The organism is Vibrio sp. A1-1, assembly GCF_021728175.1.
Classification (GTDB): domain Bacteria; phylum Pseudomonadota; class Gammaproteobacteria; order Enterobacterales; family Vibrionaceae; genus Vibrio; species Vibrio diabolicus.
The window spans coordinates 58,452-78,206 of sequence record NZ_JAKKCL010000018.1; the positions used below are offsets into that span (position 1 = coordinate 58,452).

General features: G+C 44.8%; 26 protein-coding genes. 10 read left to right on the top strand and 16 right to left on the bottom strand.

Annotated features, from left to right (window positions below; all coding sequences use genetic code 11):
* Positions 1 to 41 precede the first annotated feature (41 nt).
* The 10 genes from L3V30_RS20355 to L3V30_RS20400 all read right to left on the bottom strand — a co-directional run bounded on the left by L3V30_RS20355 (position 42) and on the right by L3V30_RS20400 (position 7,297).
* Positions 42 to 317 (bottom strand): HPr family phosphocarrier protein, encoded by a 276-nt coding sequence (locus L3V30_RS20355; protein WP_005396244.1) that lies wholly within the window; start codon positions 315 to 317, stop codon positions 42 to 44.
* Between the two features lie 2 nt (positions 318 to 319).
* Positions 320 to 1,183: an RNase adapter RapZ gene (rapZ, locus tag L3V30_RS20360; RefSeq protein ID WP_006742353.1), complete on the bottom strand. Its 864-nt coding sequence runs from the start codon at positions 1,181 to 1,183 to the stop codon at positions 320 to 322.
* Positions 1,184 to 1,197: 14 nt separating this feature from the next.
* A complete protein-coding gene (ptsN, locus tag L3V30_RS20365; RefSeq protein ID WP_005381116.1) occupies positions 1,198 to 1,644 on the bottom strand; it encodes a PTS IIA-like nitrogen regulatory protein PtsN in 447 nt (148 codons plus the stop codon).
* Positions 1,645 to 1,646: 2 nt separating this feature from the next.
* A complete protein-coding gene (hpf, locus tag L3V30_RS20370; RefSeq protein ID WP_005381114.1) occupies positions 1,647 to 1,934 on the bottom strand; it encodes a ribosome hibernation promoting factor in 288 nt (95 codons plus the stop codon).
* A 24-nt stretch (positions 1,935 to 1,958) separates the two neighbouring features.
* On the bottom strand, positions 1,959 to 3,428 hold the full coding sequence (locus tag L3V30_RS20375) for an RNA polymerase factor sigma-54 (protein ID WP_074191853.1): 1,470 nt from the start codon (positions 3,426 to 3,428) through the stop codon (positions 1,959 to 1,961).
* A gap of 50 nt (positions 3,429 to 3,478) precedes the next feature.
* A complete protein-coding gene (gene lptB / locus L3V30_RS20380; RefSeq protein ID WP_005396240.1) occupies positions 3,479 to 4,204 on the bottom strand; it encodes an LPS export ABC transporter ATP-binding protein in 726 nt (241 codons plus the stop codon).
* Between the two features lies 1 nt (position 4,205).
* A complete protein-coding gene (lptA, locus tag L3V30_RS20385) occupies positions 4,206 to 4,700 on the bottom strand; it encodes a lipopolysaccharide transport periplasmic protein LptA (RefSeq protein WP_005396239.1) in 495 nt (164 codons plus the stop codon).
* Positions 4,681 to 5,244 carry an LPS export ABC transporter periplasmic protein LptC gene (lptC, locus tag L3V30_RS20390; protein ID WP_005396238.1) on the bottom strand — a complete coding sequence of 188 codons (564 nt, stop codon included), beginning with the start codon at positions 5,242 to 5,244 and terminating at the stop codon, positions 4,681 to 4,683. Before lptC ends, lptA begins: the two co-directional genes overlap by 20 nt.
* Positions 5,245 to 5,330: 86 nt before the next feature.
* Positions 5,331 to 6,302: an arabinose-5-phosphate isomerase KdsD gene (gene kdsD, locus L3V30_RS20395; RefSeq protein ID WP_005396237.1), complete on the bottom strand. Its 972-nt coding sequence runs from the start codon at positions 6,300 to 6,302 to the stop codon at positions 5,331 to 5,333.
* A 29-nt stretch (positions 6,303 to 6,331) separates the two neighbouring features.
* On the bottom strand, positions 6,332 to 7,297 hold the full coding sequence (locus L3V30_RS20400; protein ID WP_005396236.1) for a calcium/sodium antiporter: 966 nt from the start codon (positions 7,295 to 7,297) through the stop codon (positions 6,332 to 6,334).
* Between the two features lie 374 nt (positions 7,298 to 7,671).
* On the opposite strand from L3V30_RS20400, the gene mlaF reads away from it, so the two are divergent.
* From mlaF to L3V30_RS20440, 8 genes are all read left to right on the top strand, one after another.
* Positions 7,672 to 8,475 carry a phospholipid ABC transporter ATP-binding protein MlaF gene (gene mlaF / locus L3V30_RS20405; RefSeq protein WP_005396235.1) on the top strand — a complete coding sequence of 268 codons (804 nt, stop codon included), beginning with the start codon at positions 7,672 to 7,674 and terminating at the stop codon, positions 8,473 to 8,475.
* The gene (mlaE, locus tag L3V30_RS20410) at positions 8,465 to 9,256 is read left to right on the top strand and encodes a lipid asymmetry maintenance ABC transporter permease subunit MlaE (RefSeq protein WP_005396234.1); all 792 of its coding nucleotides are present in this window, start codon (positions 8,465 to 8,467) and stop codon (positions 9,254 to 9,256) included. Before mlaF ends, mlaE begins: the two co-directional genes overlap by 11 nt.
* A 2-nt stretch (positions 9,257 to 9,258) precedes the next feature.
* Positions 9,259 to 9,747, top strand: a complete 489-nt coding sequence (gene mlaD / locus L3V30_RS20415) for an outer membrane lipid asymmetry maintenance protein MlaD (RefSeq protein WP_012841383.1) — start codon at positions 9,259 to 9,261, stop codon at positions 9,745 to 9,747.
* 2 nt (positions 9,748 to 9,749) lie between these two features.
* Positions 9,750 to 10,388: a phospholipid-binding protein MlaC gene (gene mlaC, locus L3V30_RS20420; protein ID WP_046873609.1), complete on the top strand. Its 639-nt coding sequence runs from the start codon at positions 9,750 to 9,752 to the stop codon at positions 10,386 to 10,388.
* Positions 10,388 to 10,708, top strand: a complete 321-nt coding sequence (locus tag L3V30_RS20425) for a lipid asymmetry maintenance protein MlaB (protein ID WP_005396231.1) — start codon at positions 10,388 to 10,390, stop codon at positions 10,706 to 10,708. The genes mlaC and L3V30_RS20425 overlap by 1 nt, the downstream gene beginning before the upstream one ends.
* A gap of 3 nt (positions 10,709 to 10,711) precedes the next feature.
* Complete coding sequence (gene ibaG / locus L3V30_RS20430; RefSeq protein WP_005396230.1) at positions 10,712 to 10,966, top strand: BolA family iron metabolism protein IbaG; 255 nt, start codon at positions 10,712 to 10,714, stop codon at positions 10,964 to 10,966.
* A 9-nt stretch (positions 10,967 to 10,975) separates the two neighbouring features.
* Positions 10,976 to 12,241: a UDP-N-acetylglucosamine 1-carboxyvinyltransferase gene (gene murA, locus L3V30_RS20435; RefSeq protein ID WP_046873610.1), complete on the top strand. Its 1,266-nt coding sequence runs from the start codon at positions 10,976 to 10,978 to the stop codon at positions 12,239 to 12,241.
* Between the two features lie 146 nt (positions 12,242 to 12,387).
* Positions 12,388 to 13,113, top strand: a complete 726-nt coding sequence (locus tag L3V30_RS20440) for a 1-acylglycerol-3-phosphate O-acyltransferase (RefSeq protein WP_005381088.1) — start codon at positions 12,388 to 12,390, stop codon at positions 13,111 to 13,113.
* 85 nt (positions 13,114 to 13,198) lie between these two features.
* Here L3V30_RS20440 and L3V30_RS20445 read toward each other — a convergent pair whose 3' ends face one another.
* From L3V30_RS20445 to arcA, 6 genes are all read right to left on the bottom strand, one after another.
* Positions 13,199 to 13,588: a RidA family protein gene (locus tag L3V30_RS20445; RefSeq protein ID WP_005381087.1), complete on the bottom strand. Its 390-nt coding sequence runs from the start codon at positions 13,586 to 13,588 to the stop codon at positions 13,199 to 13,201.
* Positions 13,589 to 13,716: 128 nt separating this feature from the next.
* A complete protein-coding gene (gene pyrI / locus L3V30_RS20450; RefSeq protein ID WP_005381086.1) occupies positions 13,717 to 14,178 on the bottom strand; it encodes an aspartate carbamoyltransferase regulatory subunit in 462 nt (153 codons plus the stop codon).
* A 15-nt stretch (positions 14,179 to 14,193) separates the two neighbouring features.
* Positions 14,194 to 15,123, bottom strand: coding sequence for an aspartate carbamoyltransferase (pyrB, locus tag L3V30_RS20455; protein WP_005397473.1), 930 nt, complete (start codon positions 15,121 to 15,123; stop codon positions 14,194 to 14,196).
* An 87-nt stretch (positions 15,124 to 15,210) separates the two neighbouring features.
* Positions 15,211 to 15,306 carry a hypothetical protein gene (locus L3V30_RS20460; protein WP_031780631.1) on the bottom strand — a complete coding sequence of 32 codons (96 nt, stop codon included), beginning with the start codon at positions 15,304 to 15,306 and terminating at the stop codon, positions 15,211 to 15,213.
* 99 nt (positions 15,307 to 15,405) lie between these two features.
* Entirely contained in the window at positions 15,406 to 16,410 is a 1,005-nt protein-coding gene (locus L3V30_RS20465) for an ornithine carbamoyltransferase (protein WP_237309675.1), read from the bottom strand.
* A gap of 156 nt (positions 16,411 to 16,566) precedes the next feature.
* A complete protein-coding gene (gene arcA / locus L3V30_RS20470; RefSeq protein WP_006742359.1) occupies positions 16,567 to 17,787 on the bottom strand; it encodes an arginine deiminase in 1,221 nt (406 codons plus the stop codon).
* Positions 17,788 to 18,370: 583 nt separating this feature from the next.
* On the opposite strand from arcA, the gene rraB reads away from it, so the two are divergent.
* On the top strand, positions 18,371 to 18,784 hold the full coding sequence (gene rraB, locus L3V30_RS20475; RefSeq protein ID WP_005381081.1) for a ribonuclease E inhibitor RraB: 414 nt from the start codon (positions 18,371 to 18,373) through the stop codon (positions 18,782 to 18,784).
* Between the two features lie 166 nt (positions 18,785 to 18,950).
* On the top strand, positions 18,951 to 19,751 hold the full coding sequence (locus tag L3V30_RS20480; protein WP_237309676.1) for a hypothetical protein: 801 nt from the start codon (positions 18,951 to 18,953) through the stop codon (positions 19,749 to 19,751).
* Positions 19,752 to 19,755 lie beyond the last annotated feature (4 nt).

The window sequence follows — 19,755 nt, forward strand, 5'->3', positions numbered from 1 at the left end:
TCAGGGGAAGGGGAGTGAGAGGTAATAAAAAAGCGAGTAAATTACTCGCCTTCATCAAATTTATCTTCGATTAAGTGGCAAACGGCATCCAGTGCTTCTTCTGCTTGCTCACCCGCAGCGTGGATTGTGACGTACTGTCCTTGAGCAGACTCAAGCATTAATAAACCCATTACGCTGTCTGCTGTGGCGGTTTTGTCTTCTTCATTGTCGATAGTGATGACCGCTTCAAAGCTCTGGGCCAGTTCGACCAGTTTGACGGCTGCGCGAGCATGTAAGCCAAGGCGATTTTGAATCAATACTTTACGACTTAACTCCACAGCTACTCCTTAGTGTTTTTCTCTAGTGAGGTATGGCGAATTTGCACTTGGTGTCCTTTATTGGCGAAGTACTCACCGATTTGCTGAGTTAAGTACACCGAACGGTGTTTACCACCGGTACAACCTATTGCAACGGTCAAATAGCTGCGATTGTTTTTCTCGAGCAGAGGTAACCAATTCTCTATAAAGTTTTCAATTTGGTATTTCAAACTTAACACCGATTGGTGCTGCTCCAAAAATGCGGCGATAGGGGCATCCAAACCCGTAAGTGGGCGCAACGCTGGTTCCCAATGTGGGTTGGGCAAGAAGCGAACGTCGAATACGTAATCGGCATCGGAAGGCAGGCCATATTTGAAGCCAAAAGACTCAAATACCATAACAAGCCCTTTGCGATCTCTGCCTTCAACACGCATACGCACGGTTTCACTCAACTCATGCAAAGATTGTCCACTGCTGTTCAGTACAAGATCGGCATGCGCTTTAAGTGGTGTTAAAATTTCTTTCTCACGCTCGATGGCTTGGTCAAGGGAGAGAGAGGTGCCACCTAAAGATAAAGGGTGGATTCGGCGTGTTTCGCTGTAGCGTTTGAGTAGCGTTTCCTTATTGGCGTCCAAGAAAAGCACGGTCACATCAAGCTCTGTTTTCAACTGCTCCAGTGTACCAGTCAGTTCTTTTAGCTTTTTAGGGATATTGCGAATATCAATGCTTACCGCAACATTCTGCTTGCTGTCAGCAACAGAGTGAACAAATGCGTCCAGCAAATTCACTGGGAGGTTATCAACACAGTAATAACCTAAGTCTTCCAGTACGCGCAGCGCAATACTCTTACCGGCACCTGAGTGCCCGCTAACCACGATTAGTCGCATGATGTCCGTCCTGCTTATTGGTGAATCATGATGTCGTAAAGTTCTTCATCACTCTGAGCATTGCGCAGTAGTTTCAATACTTGCTTATCGCTCAGACGTTCTGCCATAGAGGATAGAGTCTTGAGGTGCTCTTTGCACTGTTCTTCTGGTACAAGGAGCGCAAAAAGAAGGTCGACAGGTCGATTATCAATCGCATCGAATTCAATTGCTTCATCACATTGCAGCAAGACAGCAATAGCCTTGTCGCTCGATTGCATTCTAGCGTGTGGGATCGCAATACCGTTTCCGATACCAGTACTGCCCATTTTCTCTCTGTTGAGCATGCACTCGAACAGTTCGGTAGAATCTTGGCCCGTTTGATCAGCCACGATGCGGCTGATCATTTCAAGGGCGCGTTTTTTACTCGTGCAGTGGACCGCACTCTTGGTGCAGTCCAATGACAGTATTTCGCTCAGTTGCATGATTAATGACTGTTTAGTTTTTCTTTGTGCTTATTGAGTTGGCGAACCAATTTATCTACCAGCGAATCGATCGCGGCATACATATTTTCGTCATCAGCTGATGCGTGGATTTCGCCTTGATTTATATGAAGCGTAGCTTCCGCGATTTGAGTGATTTTTTCAACTTTTAGTACAACATGTACTTGATTGATATGGTCAAAGAACCTTTCGAGCTTCTGAAACTTAGAATTTACATAGTCTTGCATTGAATCGGTAAGATCAACGTGATGGCCTTGAATATTGATTTGCATAGACTTTCCTTTTCAGTTAGTGCCTTATAATAGGCGTTTACGCTGACTTGAAGGGGCAATTCCCAAGGATTCTCGATATTTGGCTATCGTACGTCTCGCGACCTGAATCCCTTGGTCAGCCAGAAGAGCAGCAATCTTGCTATCACTCAATGGCTTAGCAGTATTCTCTGCTGCGACCAGTTTTTTAATGAGTGCGCGAATTGCTGTTGACGAACATTCTCCGCCGTTGTCAGTACTAACATGGCTAGAGAAGAAGTACTTCAATTCAAAAATGCCACGTGGTGTATGCATGAATTTTTGTGTTGTTACACGAGAAATCGTGGATTCATGCATGTCCACTGCCAAGGCTACATCATTTAGTACCATTGGCTTCATGGCTTCCTCACCATACTCGAAGAAATCTTGTTGATGTTCAACAATACATCTTGCAACTTTGAGTAGCGTCTCGTTTCTACTCTCTAAGCTCTTAATTAACCATTTTGCCTCTTGCAAATTGCTGCGGATGTACTGGCTATCCGCGCTATTGCCTTTGCCTAATTGAGCATATTGTTGATTAACTTTTAATTTTGGAACGCTATCTGGGTTGATAGAAACAGTCCATTTGCCGTTGTCTTTAAAAACGGACACATCTGGAATTACGTACTCGGTATCATCCGGTGTGATACGGCTACCGGGACGAGGATCTAATTGCTGGATAAGTTTGAGAACTTCACGGAGATCGGCTTCTTTCAGCTTAGTCTCTTTGATGACGAGCTTGTAATCACGGTTCCCCAGGTGATCAATATGATCCGCAAGAATCATTTTGGCTTCAGCAAGCCACGGTGTGTCTTCTGGGAAAGTCGCTAGCTGTAGCAGTAGGCACTCTTGTAAGTTGCGTGATGCTACACCGAGCGGATCGAACTGCTGAATACGTTTACGAACGGCTTCTACTTCGTCTAACTCAACCTCTTCGTTATCGAAGCTCTCATGAATTTCTTCAGGAGATAGGGTTAGGTAACCGTAGTCGTCAACAGCGTCAATAATCGCTAATGCAATCGTACGATCGGTTTCACTGAATGGTGTCAGGTCAAGCTGCCACATTAGGTAGTCATGCAATGATTCCGTGGTTTCGCCTTGGTAGACGGGCATATCATCATCAAGAGCTAAGCCAGTGCTACCGGTATTCGCGCTGTAGACGTCATCCCAAGTGGTATCGATTTCAAGTTCAGAGCTGATCTCTGACTTCTCAATTACGTCTGAACTGTCTGGAACGTCAATGTCTGCTGGTTCGTTAGCACTGTTGCTATCAGCAGCCTCGACCGCTGATTTATCTTCACCGTTTGCTAGAGGCTCATCTTGGCCTTCTTCAACTTCCAATAATGGGTTTGAATCCAAGGCTTCTTGGATTTCCTGTTGAAGATCGAGTGTCGACAGTTGCAGTAAGCGAATCGCTTGTTGCAACTGTGGCGTCATGGCTAACTGTTGACCTAGCTTGAGTTGTAATGAAGGTTTCATTCAGTGTTACTTACCTTGTAATGCTCAGAATCTTACCGTTCCTAATATAATCATAGACGGAATTGTTCGCCGAGATAAACTTGTTTCACCTGTTCATTATTGAGAACTTCTGCCGGAGTTCCCGATGCAATTAGGTGCCCTTGGCTTACGATATAGGCTTTTTCGCATACGTCCAGTGTTTCACGCACGTTATGGTCAGTGATTAACACTCCGAGGCCGCGATCGCGTAGATGCTCGATGATTTTCTTGATGTCATTAACCGAGATTGGGTCAACACCAGCGAAAGGTTCATCCAACAAAATGAATTGAGGGTTGGCTGCTAAAGCGCGAGCGATCTCCACTCTGCGTCGCTCACCCCCCGATAGTGCCATACCCGCACTGGTTCTGATGTGCTGAATGTGGAATTCTTCCAACAAATCTTCCAGCTTATCTTGGCGCTCTTCACGTGTCATTTCTTGACGAGTTTCGAGTACGGCCATGATGTTATCTTCCACCGACAGCTTACGGAAAATCGACGCTTCTTGCGGAAGGTAGCCAATCCCGAGACGCGAACGACTGTGCATCGGCAGAATACTGATGTCTTTATCATCAATGGTAATGGTGCCCTCATCTCGTGGCACCAAGCCGACAATCATATAAAACGAGGTGGTTTTACCTGCGCCGTTTGGGCCTAGCAGCCCAACAATCTGACCAGATTCAACTTCCAAGCTAACATCGGTTACGACTTTGCGCTTTTTGTAGCTTTTCGCCAAGTTTTTCGCACTCAGTACTGCCATATTAGTTCTCTATCTGATTGGGTTGCAAAATGGTCGTAACGCGCTCTTCCTTAGAGCTATCAGCGACTAGCTTTTGTTTACCAATTTGGTAACGAATCGAAGAACCTTTAATGGTGTTGTTGTCTTGTGCCAGTTGCGCTTGACCTTTCATGGTCAGTTCGTCTGTAGAAATACGGTAATCCAGCTCCACAGCTTGACCACTCAGTGTCTTACCATCGTCCATCAGCTGAGAAAACTTGGCAGGTTTACCAAATGCTTGAATCTGTTTGATGGCTTCGGTTTTAGGATCGCGCGTTACCACGATTCTATCAGCATCGATATTGATGCTACCTTGCTTAAGAGATACATCGCCTTTAAAGATAACCTGGTTACTCTTCATATCCACCTGTTGGGTGTCAGAGTTAATGTAAACCGGTTGTTGAGTATCCGACTTAAGTGCCAGCGCTTGAGGCGCCGCCAATACCAGTGCCAGTAGGCTAAGGTGTAACGGTTTCATATCGACCTTGAACTTCGTCTGTCAGAGTTGCGGTATGCTGCTTTAAGTTGCCTTGCATTGCGCCTCCAGTAGTTTCAAATTGTGGCCCAACCAACATGACCTGTTGATCGGCTTTAAAATCACGATTGGTTAGATTAATGACTAACTTGTCTGTTGCCATGGTATCAAAGCTCGCACCAGGCAGAAGATTTTGCATTAAGACCTTGTCATATAACGTTAAGACTTGGTCTTCATCTAACACGGCTCTTGTGGCCGTCACCTTCCATTCAATGACGCTACCTTCACGGTAAACCATCAAAGTCGGGTTATTAAAAATGGTATCTCCACTCTTAGCATAATGGTCTAAGTTCGTAGAGCGGATGATGTAACTGCGGACACCATCTTCACCATAGGTGATGTTTTCCAGTCCAGTACCACTGAACATGGGCAGTTCAGAATCTGGTGCTACTTGAATTGCGTCGTTGCCTTTTGGGGTCAGTAGGTAATAACCGCACCATGCGACAACGAAGATCAAGAGCAAATAAATAAGGCGAGTAAAACTCATATAATGAAGGCCTATCGTTTAGCTCAGTACTTCCCTGACCATTGCCTTTATTTGTGTAATAAATGATTTAAATGTTTGTGCTGATATTACATCACGCCAGCTTTTAGTAAATCGTGCATGTTCAGTGCACCCACAATTTTTTCGTCTTTACATAAAATCAGAGCGTTAATATTTTTATTCTGCATCAAGTTCAAACCTTCAACCGCTAGCATATCAGGGTGCGCTGTGGTTGGATTTGTCGTCATGACTTCGCCAATCGCGGTCGTATGAATATCAATGCGTTTGTCTAAGGTGCGACGTAAATCACCATCGGTGAATATACCAAGCATAGCATCGTGTTCATCGACGATAGCGGTCATGCCTAGCCCTTTTTCTGAAATTTCAAGCAGGGCATCACGAATCAATGCGTTTGGAGAAACTTTAGGTAACGCTTCTCCAAAGTGCATAATATCAGACAACTTAAGCAGCAGTTTTCTCCCTAACGCGCCACCTGGATGAGACAAGGCAAAATCTTCGGCAGAAAAACCACGCGCTTGAAGTAGGGCTACGGCTAATGCGTCTCCCATTACTAATGTGGCAGTGGTACTGCTGGTCGGTGCCAACCCTAGTGGACAAGCTTCTTGAGGTACCGTGATTTGCAGGTGCAAGTCAGACAGTTTTGCCATATTGGATTCTGGCTTGCCTGTCATGCTAATTATCTTGATGTTCAGGCGTTTTAATACCGGAAATAGAGACAGAATTTCGTTTGACTCACCAGAGTTAGAAATTGCGAGCACAATATCTCCAGGGCTGATCATGCCCAAGTCGCCATGTGCAGCTTCGCCAGGGTGAACGAAAAACGCAGAAGTCCCCGTGCTTGCCAGAGTCGCAGCAATCTTGTTACCAATGTGGCCTGACTTGCCAATACCCATAACGACTACTTTGCCGCTGTTGGAAAGGATCAGTTCGCACGCTTTCTCAAATTGATCATCAAAGTAGGTATCCAGCTCTTGCAGAGCAGCAACTTCGATATCAAGAACTTGTTTAGCAGCAGCGCGAAAATCAAATTGATTGGACATATCAGTTCTCTACTTATTTATCGTGGTAATTAAGCGGCCATGTTTGCGAATAAGTACACTTGATAACCTAGGAAGCATGCAAACAAGATTGCACCTTCAATACGGTTAATACTGCGTGATTTACCCAAACACATCGCGACAAGTAACAGTGAAACGCCTAACATGACCCAGAAGTCACGTCCCATCGCGTACTCACTCAGTACCGATGGATTAATGATGCCAGGAATGCCCATAACGGCCAGAATATTAAACACATTCGAGCCAATAATGTTACCGACGGCCATGTCGTCTTCACCTTTTAAAACACCAGCAAGCGATGCTGCGAGCTCAGGTAGACTAGTACCGATGGCAATGATAGTCAGACCGATGACAAGATCGCTCATGCCAAAATACTTTGCAATAATCACCGCGTTATCCACTAGCATGCTTGCTGCCAAAGGAAGCAGTATCAGGCCAATAACCACCCACATGATCGCTTTAGGGTTGCTGACGCCTTCTGGGATCTCTGACTCTTGGTCATCAAGAAAAACATCACCTGATTTTTGTTCTTTGCGGCTGATCTGCAACATAGCAAATAAAAATGCCCCAAAGAGTACAAACAATAAGACACCTTCATAAAAACCGAGATGGCTATTCCAAAGCAGAATACCGGCGAGTACTGTTACTGCAATCATTAATGGCAGTTCCCGGCGGATGACCGCGGAGCTAATCGACAGAGGCTTGATGAGTGCTGTAATACCTAGGATTAACGCGATGTTCGCGATGTTTGAGCCTAAAACGTTACCCACTGCAGTATCGGTTTTTCCGTCCCAGGCTGCGGTTGCAGAAACCATCATCTCTGGCGCAGAAGAGCCCATCGCAAGGATTGTCATGCCGATGACAAGAGGTGAAATACCGACGTTGCGGGCTATCGCTGCAGAACCAAAAACAAGTTTATCTGCACTCCATACGAGCAAAACAAGACCGACTATAAGCAACGCTACGGCTTCGAGCATGAGAATTCCTAAGTATTAAATAAGTAAAATGAATAACCGCTAATTTTGACCTTTTGCGGCCTAAAATGGAAGATAAACGACGAATAAATTAAAGGTTAGTAACGAAAATGTATGCAAATGTCGTTCATTTAAATCAGCAATTCTTGTCTAGGATTTAAACACTTTGCGCTGATTTGATCGTAATCCACAAAAAATTGCAGGTATATACTCGACTTTATTTAATTGAACAGTGCTTTAAATTCAAAGCCAATGTGCTTATGATTGCAGCCTAATAAATGTACCGACGTTACTTTATTAAACGTGAAACTCAACTCCGTTGTGTGTCTGGTTGATGATGCCGTGAGTTGCAACGCTCCGACAGTAGAAGAGATGATATGTCGAACAACGATTTAGTCACCGTGAACAACCTCACTTTTTCACGGGGAGAGCGCAAGATCTTTGATGGTATTGATCTGCATGTTCCTGAAGGCAAAGTGACGGCCATTATGGGACCATCGGGAATTGGTAAAACAACACTACTGCGTTTAATTGGTGGTCAGTTGTATCCCGAGCAAGGAGAGATCTGGTTTGATGGCGACAATATTCCCTCTCTCTCGCGTAAAAAACTCTACCATGCTCGAAAGAAAATGAGCATGTTGTTTCAATCAGGAGCTTTATTCACTGATTTGAATGTCTTTGATAACGTCGCCTTCCCATTGCGAGAGCATACGAATTTATCTGAAGAGCTGATTCGTACCATGGTGTTGCTTAAGCTTGAAGCCGTCGGTCTACGCGGCGCGGCACAATTGATGCCGAGCGAGCTATCGGGTGGCATGGCTAGACGCGCTGCGTTGGCGCGTGCGATCGCCCTGGATCCTGATTTAATCATGTATGATGAACCATTTGTCGGACAAGACCCAATCACCATGGGTGTCTTGGTTGAGCTCATTAGTAATCTAAATCAAGCGTTAGGTTTAACTTCTATAGTCGTTTCTCACGACGTGCCTGAAGTGATGAGTATTGCCGATTGGGTTTATCTGATGGCCGATGGCAAAATTATCGCTTTTGGCACACCAGAAGAGCTTAATCAGAATCCTGACCCTCGCGTTCAGCAGTTCTTACAAGGTGATGCAGATGGTCCTGTACCGTTTCGCTTCCCTTCTCAAAGTATCGAAAAGGACTTATTTGATGGTCGATAACTTTATGCATTTTGTCGCCTCACTAGGTAGACGAACGCTCTCCATCTGCGGAGCATTTGGTCGTGCGACTTTCATGCTGATTGGGGCACTGTTTACTAAGCCACAACCGCTCAAAAGCTTTCCTCTGCTCGTTAAACAACTTTATTCCGTAGGCGTCCAGTCTCTGGCGATTATCGTCGTATCTGGGTTGTTCATTGGTATGGTCTTGAGCCTACAAGGCTATGTTGTGCTGGTGGATTACGGCGCAGAGGGCAGTTTGGGTCAAATGGTGGCGCTCTCATTGCTACGTGAATTAGGGCCCGTTGTCACTGCACTTCTGTTTGCTGGTCGTGCAGGCTCTGCGTTAACTGCAGAGATAGGTTTGATGAAAGCGACGGAGCAACTCTCTAGCCTTGAAATGATGGCGGTAGATCCTTTGAAAAGAGTGATCGCGCCACGTTTTTGGGCTGGTGCTATTTCAATGCCATTACTGGCTATGATTTTCATGGCGGTGGGTATTTGGGGCGCCCAGCTTGTTGGTGTTGACTGGAAAGGTGTTGACCATGGCAGTTTTTGGTCAGCGATGCAGTCCTCAGTTGAACTAGGACAGGATATTGGTAACAGTATGATCAAGTGCTTTGCGTTTGCAATTACGGTTACTTGGGTCGCTCTATTTAATGGTTATGATGCTATTCCAACTTCGGAAGGGATCAGCCGAGCAACTACGCGCACTGTTGTGCATTCTTCTTTAGCAGTACTAGGACTAGACTTTGTACTGACCGCATTGATGTTTGGGAATTAATCATGCAACAAACACGTAAAACTGAATTATGGGTTGGCAGCTTTGTATTAGCGGGAATTTGCGCGATTCTTGTGATGATTTTTCAAGTTGCTGACGTAAAAAGCATTGGCTCTGGTGATACTTACACCCTCAAAGCTGAGTTCGATAATATTGGTAGTTTAAAAGTTCGCTCGCCAGTAAAAGTGGGTGGGGTTGTGATTGGCCGGGTAAGCAATATTTCGCTTAACCCAGATAACTTATTACCTGTTGTAACTCTATCGATCAATAGCAAATACAATCAATTCCCAGAAACGTCGAGCGTACAAATTTTGACGTCTGGCTTGATTGGTGAGCAATACATTGGTTTAGTACCAGGCTTTGTTTTTGACGATGAAGTCATGCTGGTCGATGGCGATACCATCGAAGACACCAAATCAGCGCTCGTGCTTGAAGACTTAATTGGTCAAGTGCTTTACAGCGTAGGTGGTTCAGACGATTCAAGTAAGGAATAACTATGTTAGCGAGATTATTACTTTCAGTTTGTGCTGTGTTTAGCGCGTTTGGTACAAGTGCAGCAGAAGTGGATAAAACTGAACCTTATAAGATGATGAAGCAAGTGGCTGAAGTCACTTTCGAAAGATTAAAAGCCGAGCAGCCGAAAATCAAACAAGACCCAGATTTACTTAAGGTGATTGTTGAAGAAGAGCTAATGCCTTACGTCAACTACCGCTATGCTGGGCTAAAGCTCCTAGGTCCAAACCTAAAAGGAGCGAAACGTGAGGATGTACTTGAGTTTATCGATGCATTTCGCGCGTATTTAATTGCTTCATATGCACAGGTGCTAACGCAATACAGTGACCAACAAATTGAATTTGGTCCTGAGCCTAGCATTGATGACTCTAAGCGTATCACCAGCATTAAAGTTGATATCATCGATACGCCGCGTCCAAACATCAAGCTTGAGTTCAAATTGCGTAAAGACAACAAATCTGGTGAGTGGGAAGCGTTCGATATGATTGCGGAAGGCATCAGTTTACTCTCTAGCAAACAGTCAGAATGGAATAGCAAAATTCGTCAAGAAGGCATTCTATCTGTCGCGAAAGATCTAGAGAAATTAGCTGCGGAACCGATTCGCTTTGAGGCGAAGAAATAATGGCCCAGACTCCCGCTCAGTGGCAATTAGATCAAAACATTCTTAAGCTAACAGGGGCACTTGATAGAGATACAGTGCCCTCATTGTGGGCGTATGCTCAGCAATGGCAACCAGCTCAAGCTGAGCTGGAATGCTCGTTAAAAGAGATAGAGCGCGTCGACTCTGCAGGAATGGTGATGTTAATCCACTTATTAGAGCATGCAAAAAAGCAAAACTGTCATATAATGCTCAGTTTCGTGCCGGCGCAACTGCGCACTTTGTTTCAACTGAGCAATGTTGAATCTTTAGTGGCCAAACACATACAGAATTATCAGGGGTAAATTGTGGATAGCGCAAAAGTACAACAGTTATTAGAAGAAGCACTAAACCTTCAAGAAGTGCATGTAAAAGGTGAAGGTAGCCACTATGAGGTGGTTGCTGTTGATGCTTGTTTCGATGGAATGAGCCGCGTTAAGAAGCAGCAGTTAATTTATGGTCCTCTGATGGAATACATCCAGCGTAACGACATTCACGCATTATCAATTAAAGCGTTCACACCAGAAGAGTGGGCTCGTGATAAGAAACTGATGTCGCTTTAAGGTTTATTGATGGAAAAGTTTCGAGTTATTGGGTCAGATAAACCACTCGTTGGTGAAGTGACCATTTCCGGTGCAAAAAACGCAGCACTGCCGATTTTATTTGCGTCTATCTTGGCGGAAGAGCCTGTAGAAGTGGCAAACGTGCCACACCTTCGTGATATCGATACAACCATGGAACTGCTTAAGCGTTTAGGCGCGAAAGTAAGCCGTAATGGTTCTGTTCACGTCGATCCAAGTAGCATTACTGAATACTGCGCACCGTATGATTTGGTGAAAACCATGCGTGCTTCTATTTGGGCTTTGGGTCCGCTCGTAGCGCGATTTGGTCAAGGTCAGGTTTCTCTACCTGGCGGTTGTGCTATCGGTGCTCGTCCTGTAGATCTGCATATTTCTGGCCTAGAGCAGCTTGGCGCAACGATTACGCTTGAAGATGGTTACGTTAAAGCTGAGGTTGATGGTCGTCTAAAAGGTGCGCACATCGTGATGGATAAAGTCAGCGTAGGCGCGACGATCACCATCATGTGTGCTGCAGCACTTGCTGAAGGCACTACAACGCTAGACAACGCGGCGCGTGAACCTGAAATTGTAGATACAGCGGATTTCCTAAATAAGCTTGGTGCAAAAATTTCTGGTGCAGGCACAGATACGATCACGATTGAAGGTGTTGAGCGCCTAGGTGGTTGTAAACACAACGTGGTTGCCGACCGTATTGAGACGGGAACATTCCTTGTCGCTGCTGCGGTATCTGGCGGTAAAGTAGTATGTCGTAATACTAACGCTCATTTGCTTGAAGCGGTTTTAGCCAAGCTAGAAGAAGCTGGCGCGCTTGTCGAAACGGGTGAAGATTGGATTTCAGTTGATATGACTGATCGCGAGCTGAAAGCAGTGAGTGTACGTACAGCGCCGCATCCAGGCTTCCCGACCGATATGCAAGCGCAATTTACGCTACTAAACATGATGGCGAAAGGCGGCGGCGTGATCACTGAGACTATCTTTGAAAACCGCTTTATGCACGTACCAGAACTCATGCGTATGGGCGCGAAAGCCGAGATTGAAGGCAACACCGTTATCTGTGGTGATGTTGAGTCATTAAGTGGTGCGCAAGTCATGGCAACCGACCTACGAGCTTCGGCTAGTTTGGTAATTGCGGGCTGTATTGCTAAAGGCGAAACCATCGTTGATCGTATTTACCATATCGACCGCGGTTACGACAAAATCGAAAATAAACTGGCTGCACTTGGCGCAAATATTGAGCGAGTGAGCGAGGCAAGTTAAACTGCACCGCAGGTAACTTGGATATCAAGAGAGCCGAAACCTGAGTTTCGGCTTTTTTATATCACTCTCATGACCATAGTTATCCTTTATGGAAAGAGAGAAATTAATAGCTGTATCTGGCAAAAGCCGGTTCCTGGAGAACAAGAATGATTGCACTGTTACGTGTATTTGCTGTCGCTATCTTTGCGATTGTTATGTTTATTGGTGGTTGTGGTTACTGCCTATTAAGCCCCCGAAACCCTAAGCACGTTTTCACTTTTGGCCGCTTGTTTGCCAAGATGTCTCGTGTATTTGGGATTAAGTTAGAGCTGCGTATCCCTGAAGATGCGTATTCACGCGGCCAACATGTTTACATAGCTAACCACCAAAACAACTGGGACATGTTTACTGTTTCTGCTGCTGTGACTCCGAAAGTTGTGACAGTAGGTAAAAAGAGCTTGGCTTGGATGCCACTGTTTGGTCAGCTTTACTGGCTTACGGGTAACATTCTGATTGACAGAGCGAATCGCTCGAAAGCAAAAGGTACTATCGATCAGGTAGTGAGCAGCATGAAAGAAAGTGATGTTTCGGTGTGGATGTTCCCGGAGGGAACGCGTTCTCGTGGGCGTGGTCTGCTGCCATTCAAAACAGGTGCTTTTCATGCAGCAATTGGAGCAGGCGTGCCAATCATTCCTATCGTATGTAGCTCGACGAATAAAATTAAGCTGAACCGTTGGAACAATGGTCATGTGATTGTTGAAATGCTACCTCCAATCAGCACTGAAGGCTATGGTAAAGAGGGCATTCGCGAGCTAGCGAATATCTGTCGTGAACAGATGAAAGAGAAGCTTGAATCGTTAGATGAAGAAGTCAAACAGCGTAATGCTGCTTAAGTTTTACTGCGATATCATCACGAAAAGACAATAAAAAACGGGTAGCCTGAGCTACCCGTTTTTTTATGTTTGTCAGCAAGTGCAATTATTTGCGAACTGCAATTGCTTCAATCTCGATACCAACATCTTTCGGTAGGCGAGCCACTTCTACACAAGAACGTGCAGGGTAGTTTGCTACGCCGTGCTCATCAAAGAACTTGCCGTAAACTTCGTTCACCGTGCCAAAGTCGTTTAGGTCTTTAACAAAAACCGTTAGCTTCACGATATCTGACACTTTAAGGCCTGAAGATTCAACCACAGCCTTTACGTTTTCTAGAGACTGACGAGCTTGCTCTGCGATATCAGCAGACACTTCACCTGTCGCTGGGTTTACTGGGATTTGGCCTGAAGTAAGAACCATGTTACCTAGATCTACGCCTTGAACGTAAGGACCGATTGCTGCTGGTGCAGATTCAGTGTGAAGTACTTTCGTCATTTGATTTTTCCATCAGTTGTAGGGAATAAAGATTCTCAGTTTGCCTCTAAACCCGTGGTAGGTAAAGAGTAAAATACCCCGGCATTGCGGGGTATTTTAAACGTATCACGCCCAGTCGTACGGTGTGTTTATCGTTCGGTTACGATCTCACGTGAGAACACTTTCTCGCAGTACTTACACTTTAGGCGGATTTCTTGTTTCTTTTCGAATACGCTAAAGCTGCTTTCTACTGGCTCATTGTGAGAAATACAGTTTGAATTTGGGCATTCGAAGACATCATTGATGCGCTCTGGAAGCTCTAACGCGAGCTTTTTCACCACTTCATAGTTTTCGATTTGGTTCACGGTCGCGTGAGGAGCATACAGCGCCAACTTGCTCGCTTGCTCTTCATTAATAAACACATTTTCGATTTTGAGTAGATCTTTATGACCGAGTGCCGATGATGGCAAGTTCAGACCAATCGTAACGCGCTGTGATGAATTGTGCATATCGAACAGTCTTAATACTTTGATGCCGATTTGCGCAGGGATGTGGTCGATGACTGTGCCATTTTTGATTGCTTCTACCTGCAATTGAGTTTCTTTAGCCATGGGTTTTCTCCTCGATTACAGTGTTTCGTTTAGAACAAGCGCCAACAGTGCTTGGCGAGCGTATACGCCATTTTGAGCTTGCTGGAAGAAGTAAGCATGAGGCGTTTTATCAACATCGGTTGTGATTTCATCCACACGTGGTAGTGGGTGGAGTACTTTTAGATTTTCGCGCGCCCCTTCGAGTAATGCAGCTGTCAAAATATACGCCGATTTAATGTGCGCGTACTCCGATTCGTCAAAACGTTCTTTCTGTACTCGTGTCATGTACAGAATATCCAGTTCAGGAATCACGCTCTCCATGTCCGTGTGTAGGCTATATTGAATGCCAGCTTCGTCTAGCTCTTCGCAGATGTAATCTGGCATTGCCAATGCTTCTGGTGCAACAAAGAAGAAGCGGATGTTATTAAACTTCGCTAATGCTTGAGTCAGTGAGTGCACCGTGCGGCCATATTTTAGGTCACCGACGAATGCGACGTTCAAGTTGTCTAGACGACCTTGTGTTTCCGCGATGGTATATAGGTCGAGTAGCGTTTGAGTTGGGTGTTGGTTTGCACCGTCACCAGCGTTGATCACTGGCACGCCATTTGAGAATTCAGAGGCCAAGCGAGCGGCGCCTTCTTGTGGATGGCGCATCACAAAGGCATCGACGTAAGAAGAGATGACCTGTACTGAATCTGCGAGTGTTTCGCCTTTTTTCGCCAGAGAGGTATTACCATCATTATCAAAGCCAATCACGTCACCACCAATGCGTTGAATCGCCGTTTCAAACGATAAACGTGTACGTGTTGATGGTTCAAAGAAACAACTGGCAACGACTTTGTTTTTAATCAGTTCTGGTCGAGGTGCTTTTTTAAGGCTGCCTGCTGTTTCTACGATAAGTTCCAGTTCTTCACGTGAAAGCTCTGGAATAGAGATGATGTGCTTCTGGTAAAGCGAGTTCGCCATGATCTTCTTCCCTATAACATTGATGACTACATCCAAATTGCCGAAAGGAATTTTGGACATAAAAAAACCTCCCCAAATGGGGAGGTTTTAAAATTCAATAGAATTAACGAAAATAACACCACGTAAGCGTAGTCGCTTAGCTAGAGCAAATCGCGTTTTCATGTCGGCAATTAGCTTGGTCATTTCTTAATCCTCAGACAAATTGCCGAGCATTATACGCTTAACTTTCGTGAGCGCAAGCGATTACATCATGGTTTTTAGCGGCTGTTTTGGCTTGCTAGTTTAGCTTCCTAATGTTGCTACCATCACGGCTTTGATAGTGTGCATACGGTTTTCAGCTTCGTCGAATACGATGGAGTATTCTGACTCAAATACCTCTTCTGTTACTTCAAGGCCTTTCATGCCGTATTTTTCAGCGACTTCTTTGCCGACGGTGGTTTCATCATTGTGGAAAGCAGGAAGGCAGTGCATGAATTTCACATGTGGATTACCCGTTTGCTTAATCACGTCCATATTGATTTGATATGGTGTCATTAACGCTACACGTTCATCCCATGCCTCGGCAGACTCACCCATAGACACCCAAACGTCGGTGTATAGGAAATCACAACCTTTCACACCTTCCTCCACGCTTTCAGTTAATGTGATTTTTGCACCAGTTTGCTGCGCGATAGTTTGGCAAGTTGCCACCAGATCTTCTTCAGGCCAGAACGCTTTTGGCGCGACAAGGCGAATATCCATGCCCATTTTAGCAGCACCCACCATGAGCGAGTTGCCCATATTGTTGCGTGCATCGCCTAGGTAAGCGAAGATCATTTCATGCAGCTGTTTACCACGGCCATGCTCTTGCATGGTCAGGAAGTCAGCAAGGATTTGGGTAGGGTGGAACTCATCAGTCAAACCATTCCACACTGGAACACCAGCATAAGTGCCAAGCTCTTCAACAATGGATTGGCCAAAACCGCGGTATTCGATGCCATCATACATGCGGCCAAGTACGCGTGCGGTGTCTTTCATTGATTCTTTATGGCCAATCTGAGAACCAGAAGGGCCGATGTAAGAGACTTGAGCGCCTTGATCAAAAGCTGCGACTTCAAACGCACATCGGGTACGAGTCGAAGATTTCTCAAAGATGAGTGCAATGTTTTTACCTTGAAGTGTCTTCTGCTCTGTTCCTGCATATTTTGCTTTTTTTAGCTCTGCAGACAGTTCGAGCAAGAACTGGATTTCTTTGGTTGAGAAATCCAATAGCTTCAAAAAGTTGCGGTTACGTAAATTGAAAGCCATAGCTCGTCCCTTAGTACGTGTGATTGAATTAATAGAATGCATTAAAACATATAAATGCTTTATTTGTGAATAATTATTTTTTCGTGAAACTAAAAAAGGTTGATGCACTCACATCAACCTTAGTTTTTATTCATTTAATGTAAAAGGACGAATTGGTTATATATCGTCTCGCTCTATCGGACAGCTCATGCAGCGGGCGCCACCACGGCCACGGCCAAGCTCGTTACCTGGGACTGTCAGTACTTTGATACCAGCTTTGTCGTATTTTTCGTTGGTGTATACATTGCGTTCGTAACCAATCACAACGCCCGGTTTTACGGTAAGAACGTTATTGGCGTCATTCCATTGTTCGCGCTCAGCTTCATAACTGTCACCACCCGTGGTAATGATTTTCAGCTGATCTAAGCCAAGAGCAGATTCAATCGCATGTAGGTAGTTATGAGATGCTTCAACATGCATTTCACCATTGCCTTTTGGTGTTAAGCGCCATGTGTCGAGATCTTTGCGCATGATCTCTGGGTAAACAGAGAAAGTGTCCACATCCATATGGGTCATAACGGTGTCTAAATGCATGCATGAACGGTGTTTAGGCAGATCAATCGCAATCACTTCGGTCGCTTGTCCTGCCTTAAACAGGCTCGCTGCAAGGTTTTCTACACCTTGCGCGGTCGTGCGCTCAGACATACCAATAAGCACCGCACCTTTACCGATAACCAACACATCACCGCCTTCGACATTCGCGTTATCGTAATGCAGATCATCATCACCGAAGTATTTGATAAAGTCTTGGCCAGCAAAAATTGGGTGCCAACGATAAATCGCACGTAAGTGGTTTGTTTCACGTTGGCGTGCAGGCATCATCATTGGGTTGAGCGATACACCACCATAAACCCAGCATGAGGTATCACGCGTAAATAGGTGGTTAGGTAGCGGCTCAATAACAAAATCCAGCGGACGCTTCATTTTTGGCAGCATAGAAGATGAGGTGATCGGCAGCTCTGAGTAAGCTAAGCCACCTAAAAAGATGCTGGCAAGGTGTTCATCATCCATTTCTGAAAAATATTGGCGCAGGTCTCGCGCAAAGGTTGGCCCGTAACGAAAGTCAGAAATCTGAGTATCTAGCAGCCACTGTTTTGCTTCTGGAACGGCGAGGGTTTCGACCAGTAAATCGTGGAGGAGAAGCACTTCTACATCTTGATCGCGTAGCGTGCGTGCGAACGCATCGTGCTCTTCACCTGCCGCTTCTACAGCAAGAACATCATCAAACAGTAATTCATGACAGTTTGATGGAGTTAAGTGGGTTAGGGCGCGCTCTGGGCGATTTAATAGAACTCGTCGAAGTTGACCAACTTCTGATCCAACGTACAGCTTGCTCATTTTGTATCCTTACAAATTTTCCAGCCGTTAGTTATGACAAGCTTCCTAGAAAGATGCAAATCACTACACTTTGTCTATATTCTGAGTTTTTGTTATTTTTTAGATTTTAGTTTTGTCTGTTTTGCTGCTTAAGTCTTGGGTTGGGTTTTAATTCTATTTAGTGAAATGTGGAGAGCGTGCGTTTTTATTCTAATTTTCCCATTGAGAAAGAATACATGCATAGTGCATAAAACGTGCATTTTTATTCTAAATTATGCATTATTGAAGTGAATTTATTCGTTATGCTTCTTCGTTTTACACGTGAGTGTATTCAAGAAAGCGCCATAAACACGCACAGAAAGAGAAAATAACCGCATTAAGTGTCAGTTAGGATGTTCTGAATATTAAAAAATGCCATTTTTTGTTAATTTTTTGTTTCTTTGCATGGTCGGTTTAATATTTATATTCAAATAACCGATAAGAATCGCGGTGGTATGATGTTTGTTTGTGGCTTTTCATCGCAATCCATGCCATATTTCACCGGATCAGCATACTCAGTATCGGGTATAGTGTTTCTATCAAGTAACTAATCTGGAGCCAAAACATGTCTCACGAAGATGAATATCTATCAGTAGAAGAATTAATTGAGATTCAAAAGGAAGAGACTCGCGATATCATTGCAGCATTGCTAGAAGATGGCAGCGATCCAGATTCGCTATACGAAATCGAGCACCACCTGTTTGCAGAAGATTTTGACACGCTAGAAAAAGCGGTAGTTGAAGCATTCAAGATGGGCTTTGAAGTGCTTGAAGCGGAAGAAACTGAAGATGAAGATGGCAACAAGTTGCTTTGCTGTGACGCAACCATGGAATCAGCATTAGACGCAGAAGCCATTGATGCGCAAGTTGAAAAACTGATTCACTTGGCAGAAAAATACGACATCATCTACGACGGTTGGGGTACGTACTACGAAGGCGAAGATGCGCTTTACCCTGAAGAAGATGAAGACGACGAGTAATCAGAGCTCACCTCTTTTAGAAAAACCAGCGTTTAACGCTGGTTTTTTTATACCTTGAAAATGGCATCCAACAACAGATGAATGTGGAGGTGATAAATAATTCACATTGAGTTTATAGGGGATTTCTCCCTATAATGCGTGAAAATTGATCTAGCGCAAGGTGTATATGCAACTCTCACTCGCCGGTTTATGGCAAGTCTCTCCACTGACGGACCTCTCGATTCCACAGGATGACATCACTTTTCCCGCCCCTTTAAGTCTAGTCCTGCCTGATGAATTGACGGAGGAAGCGATCCGTCAACAAGAATGGCACCTGATGCATGACATTGAAGTGGATGAGGCGATGATGGCATTTCCTGCAGTGGAAATGGTAATGGGTGGTGTTGATTACCATGCGGAGGTACGTTTGAACGGCGTGGCTGTGTTTGATTGTGATGGCTCGCAAAGTGTGTATAAGAAAGACATTCGCCCATACATGCAAATGGGGCGTAATCGCTTTGAGATATTGTTCCTAGAGGAAGAAGAAGATCTTTTATTCGATGAGGATAAGCCAGAGCTGTGCCCGCTTTCTGAACATCAATATAAGAAAAGTGATGAGCGACTGGGCGTGTGGCAAGAGCCGTACTTGCAGTTTATTCGCAACGTGCGTTTAGAGCGCGTGGCAACCGAGCAAATTTGGCACCATGGTGGCGGGTGTGAATTTAAGGTCGATTTGTATTACCAGACATTTGCGCCAGGACTAGTGTCAGCAGCGGTAAAGTTTAATGGCATGACTTACCATATCCCTATTGATGTCCGAGCGGAGCATGCGAGCGCTTTATTCCAGATTGAAGCGCCAAAGTATGCTGATCTTAATGACCCTGATCCAAATGATCTCTATCAGTTGTCTGTTGAATTGGATGGGCAACGCCAAAACTTCACTGTTGCATTGAGCCAGGAGCTTTGCGTTACCCATGTTGTGCTTTAACGTC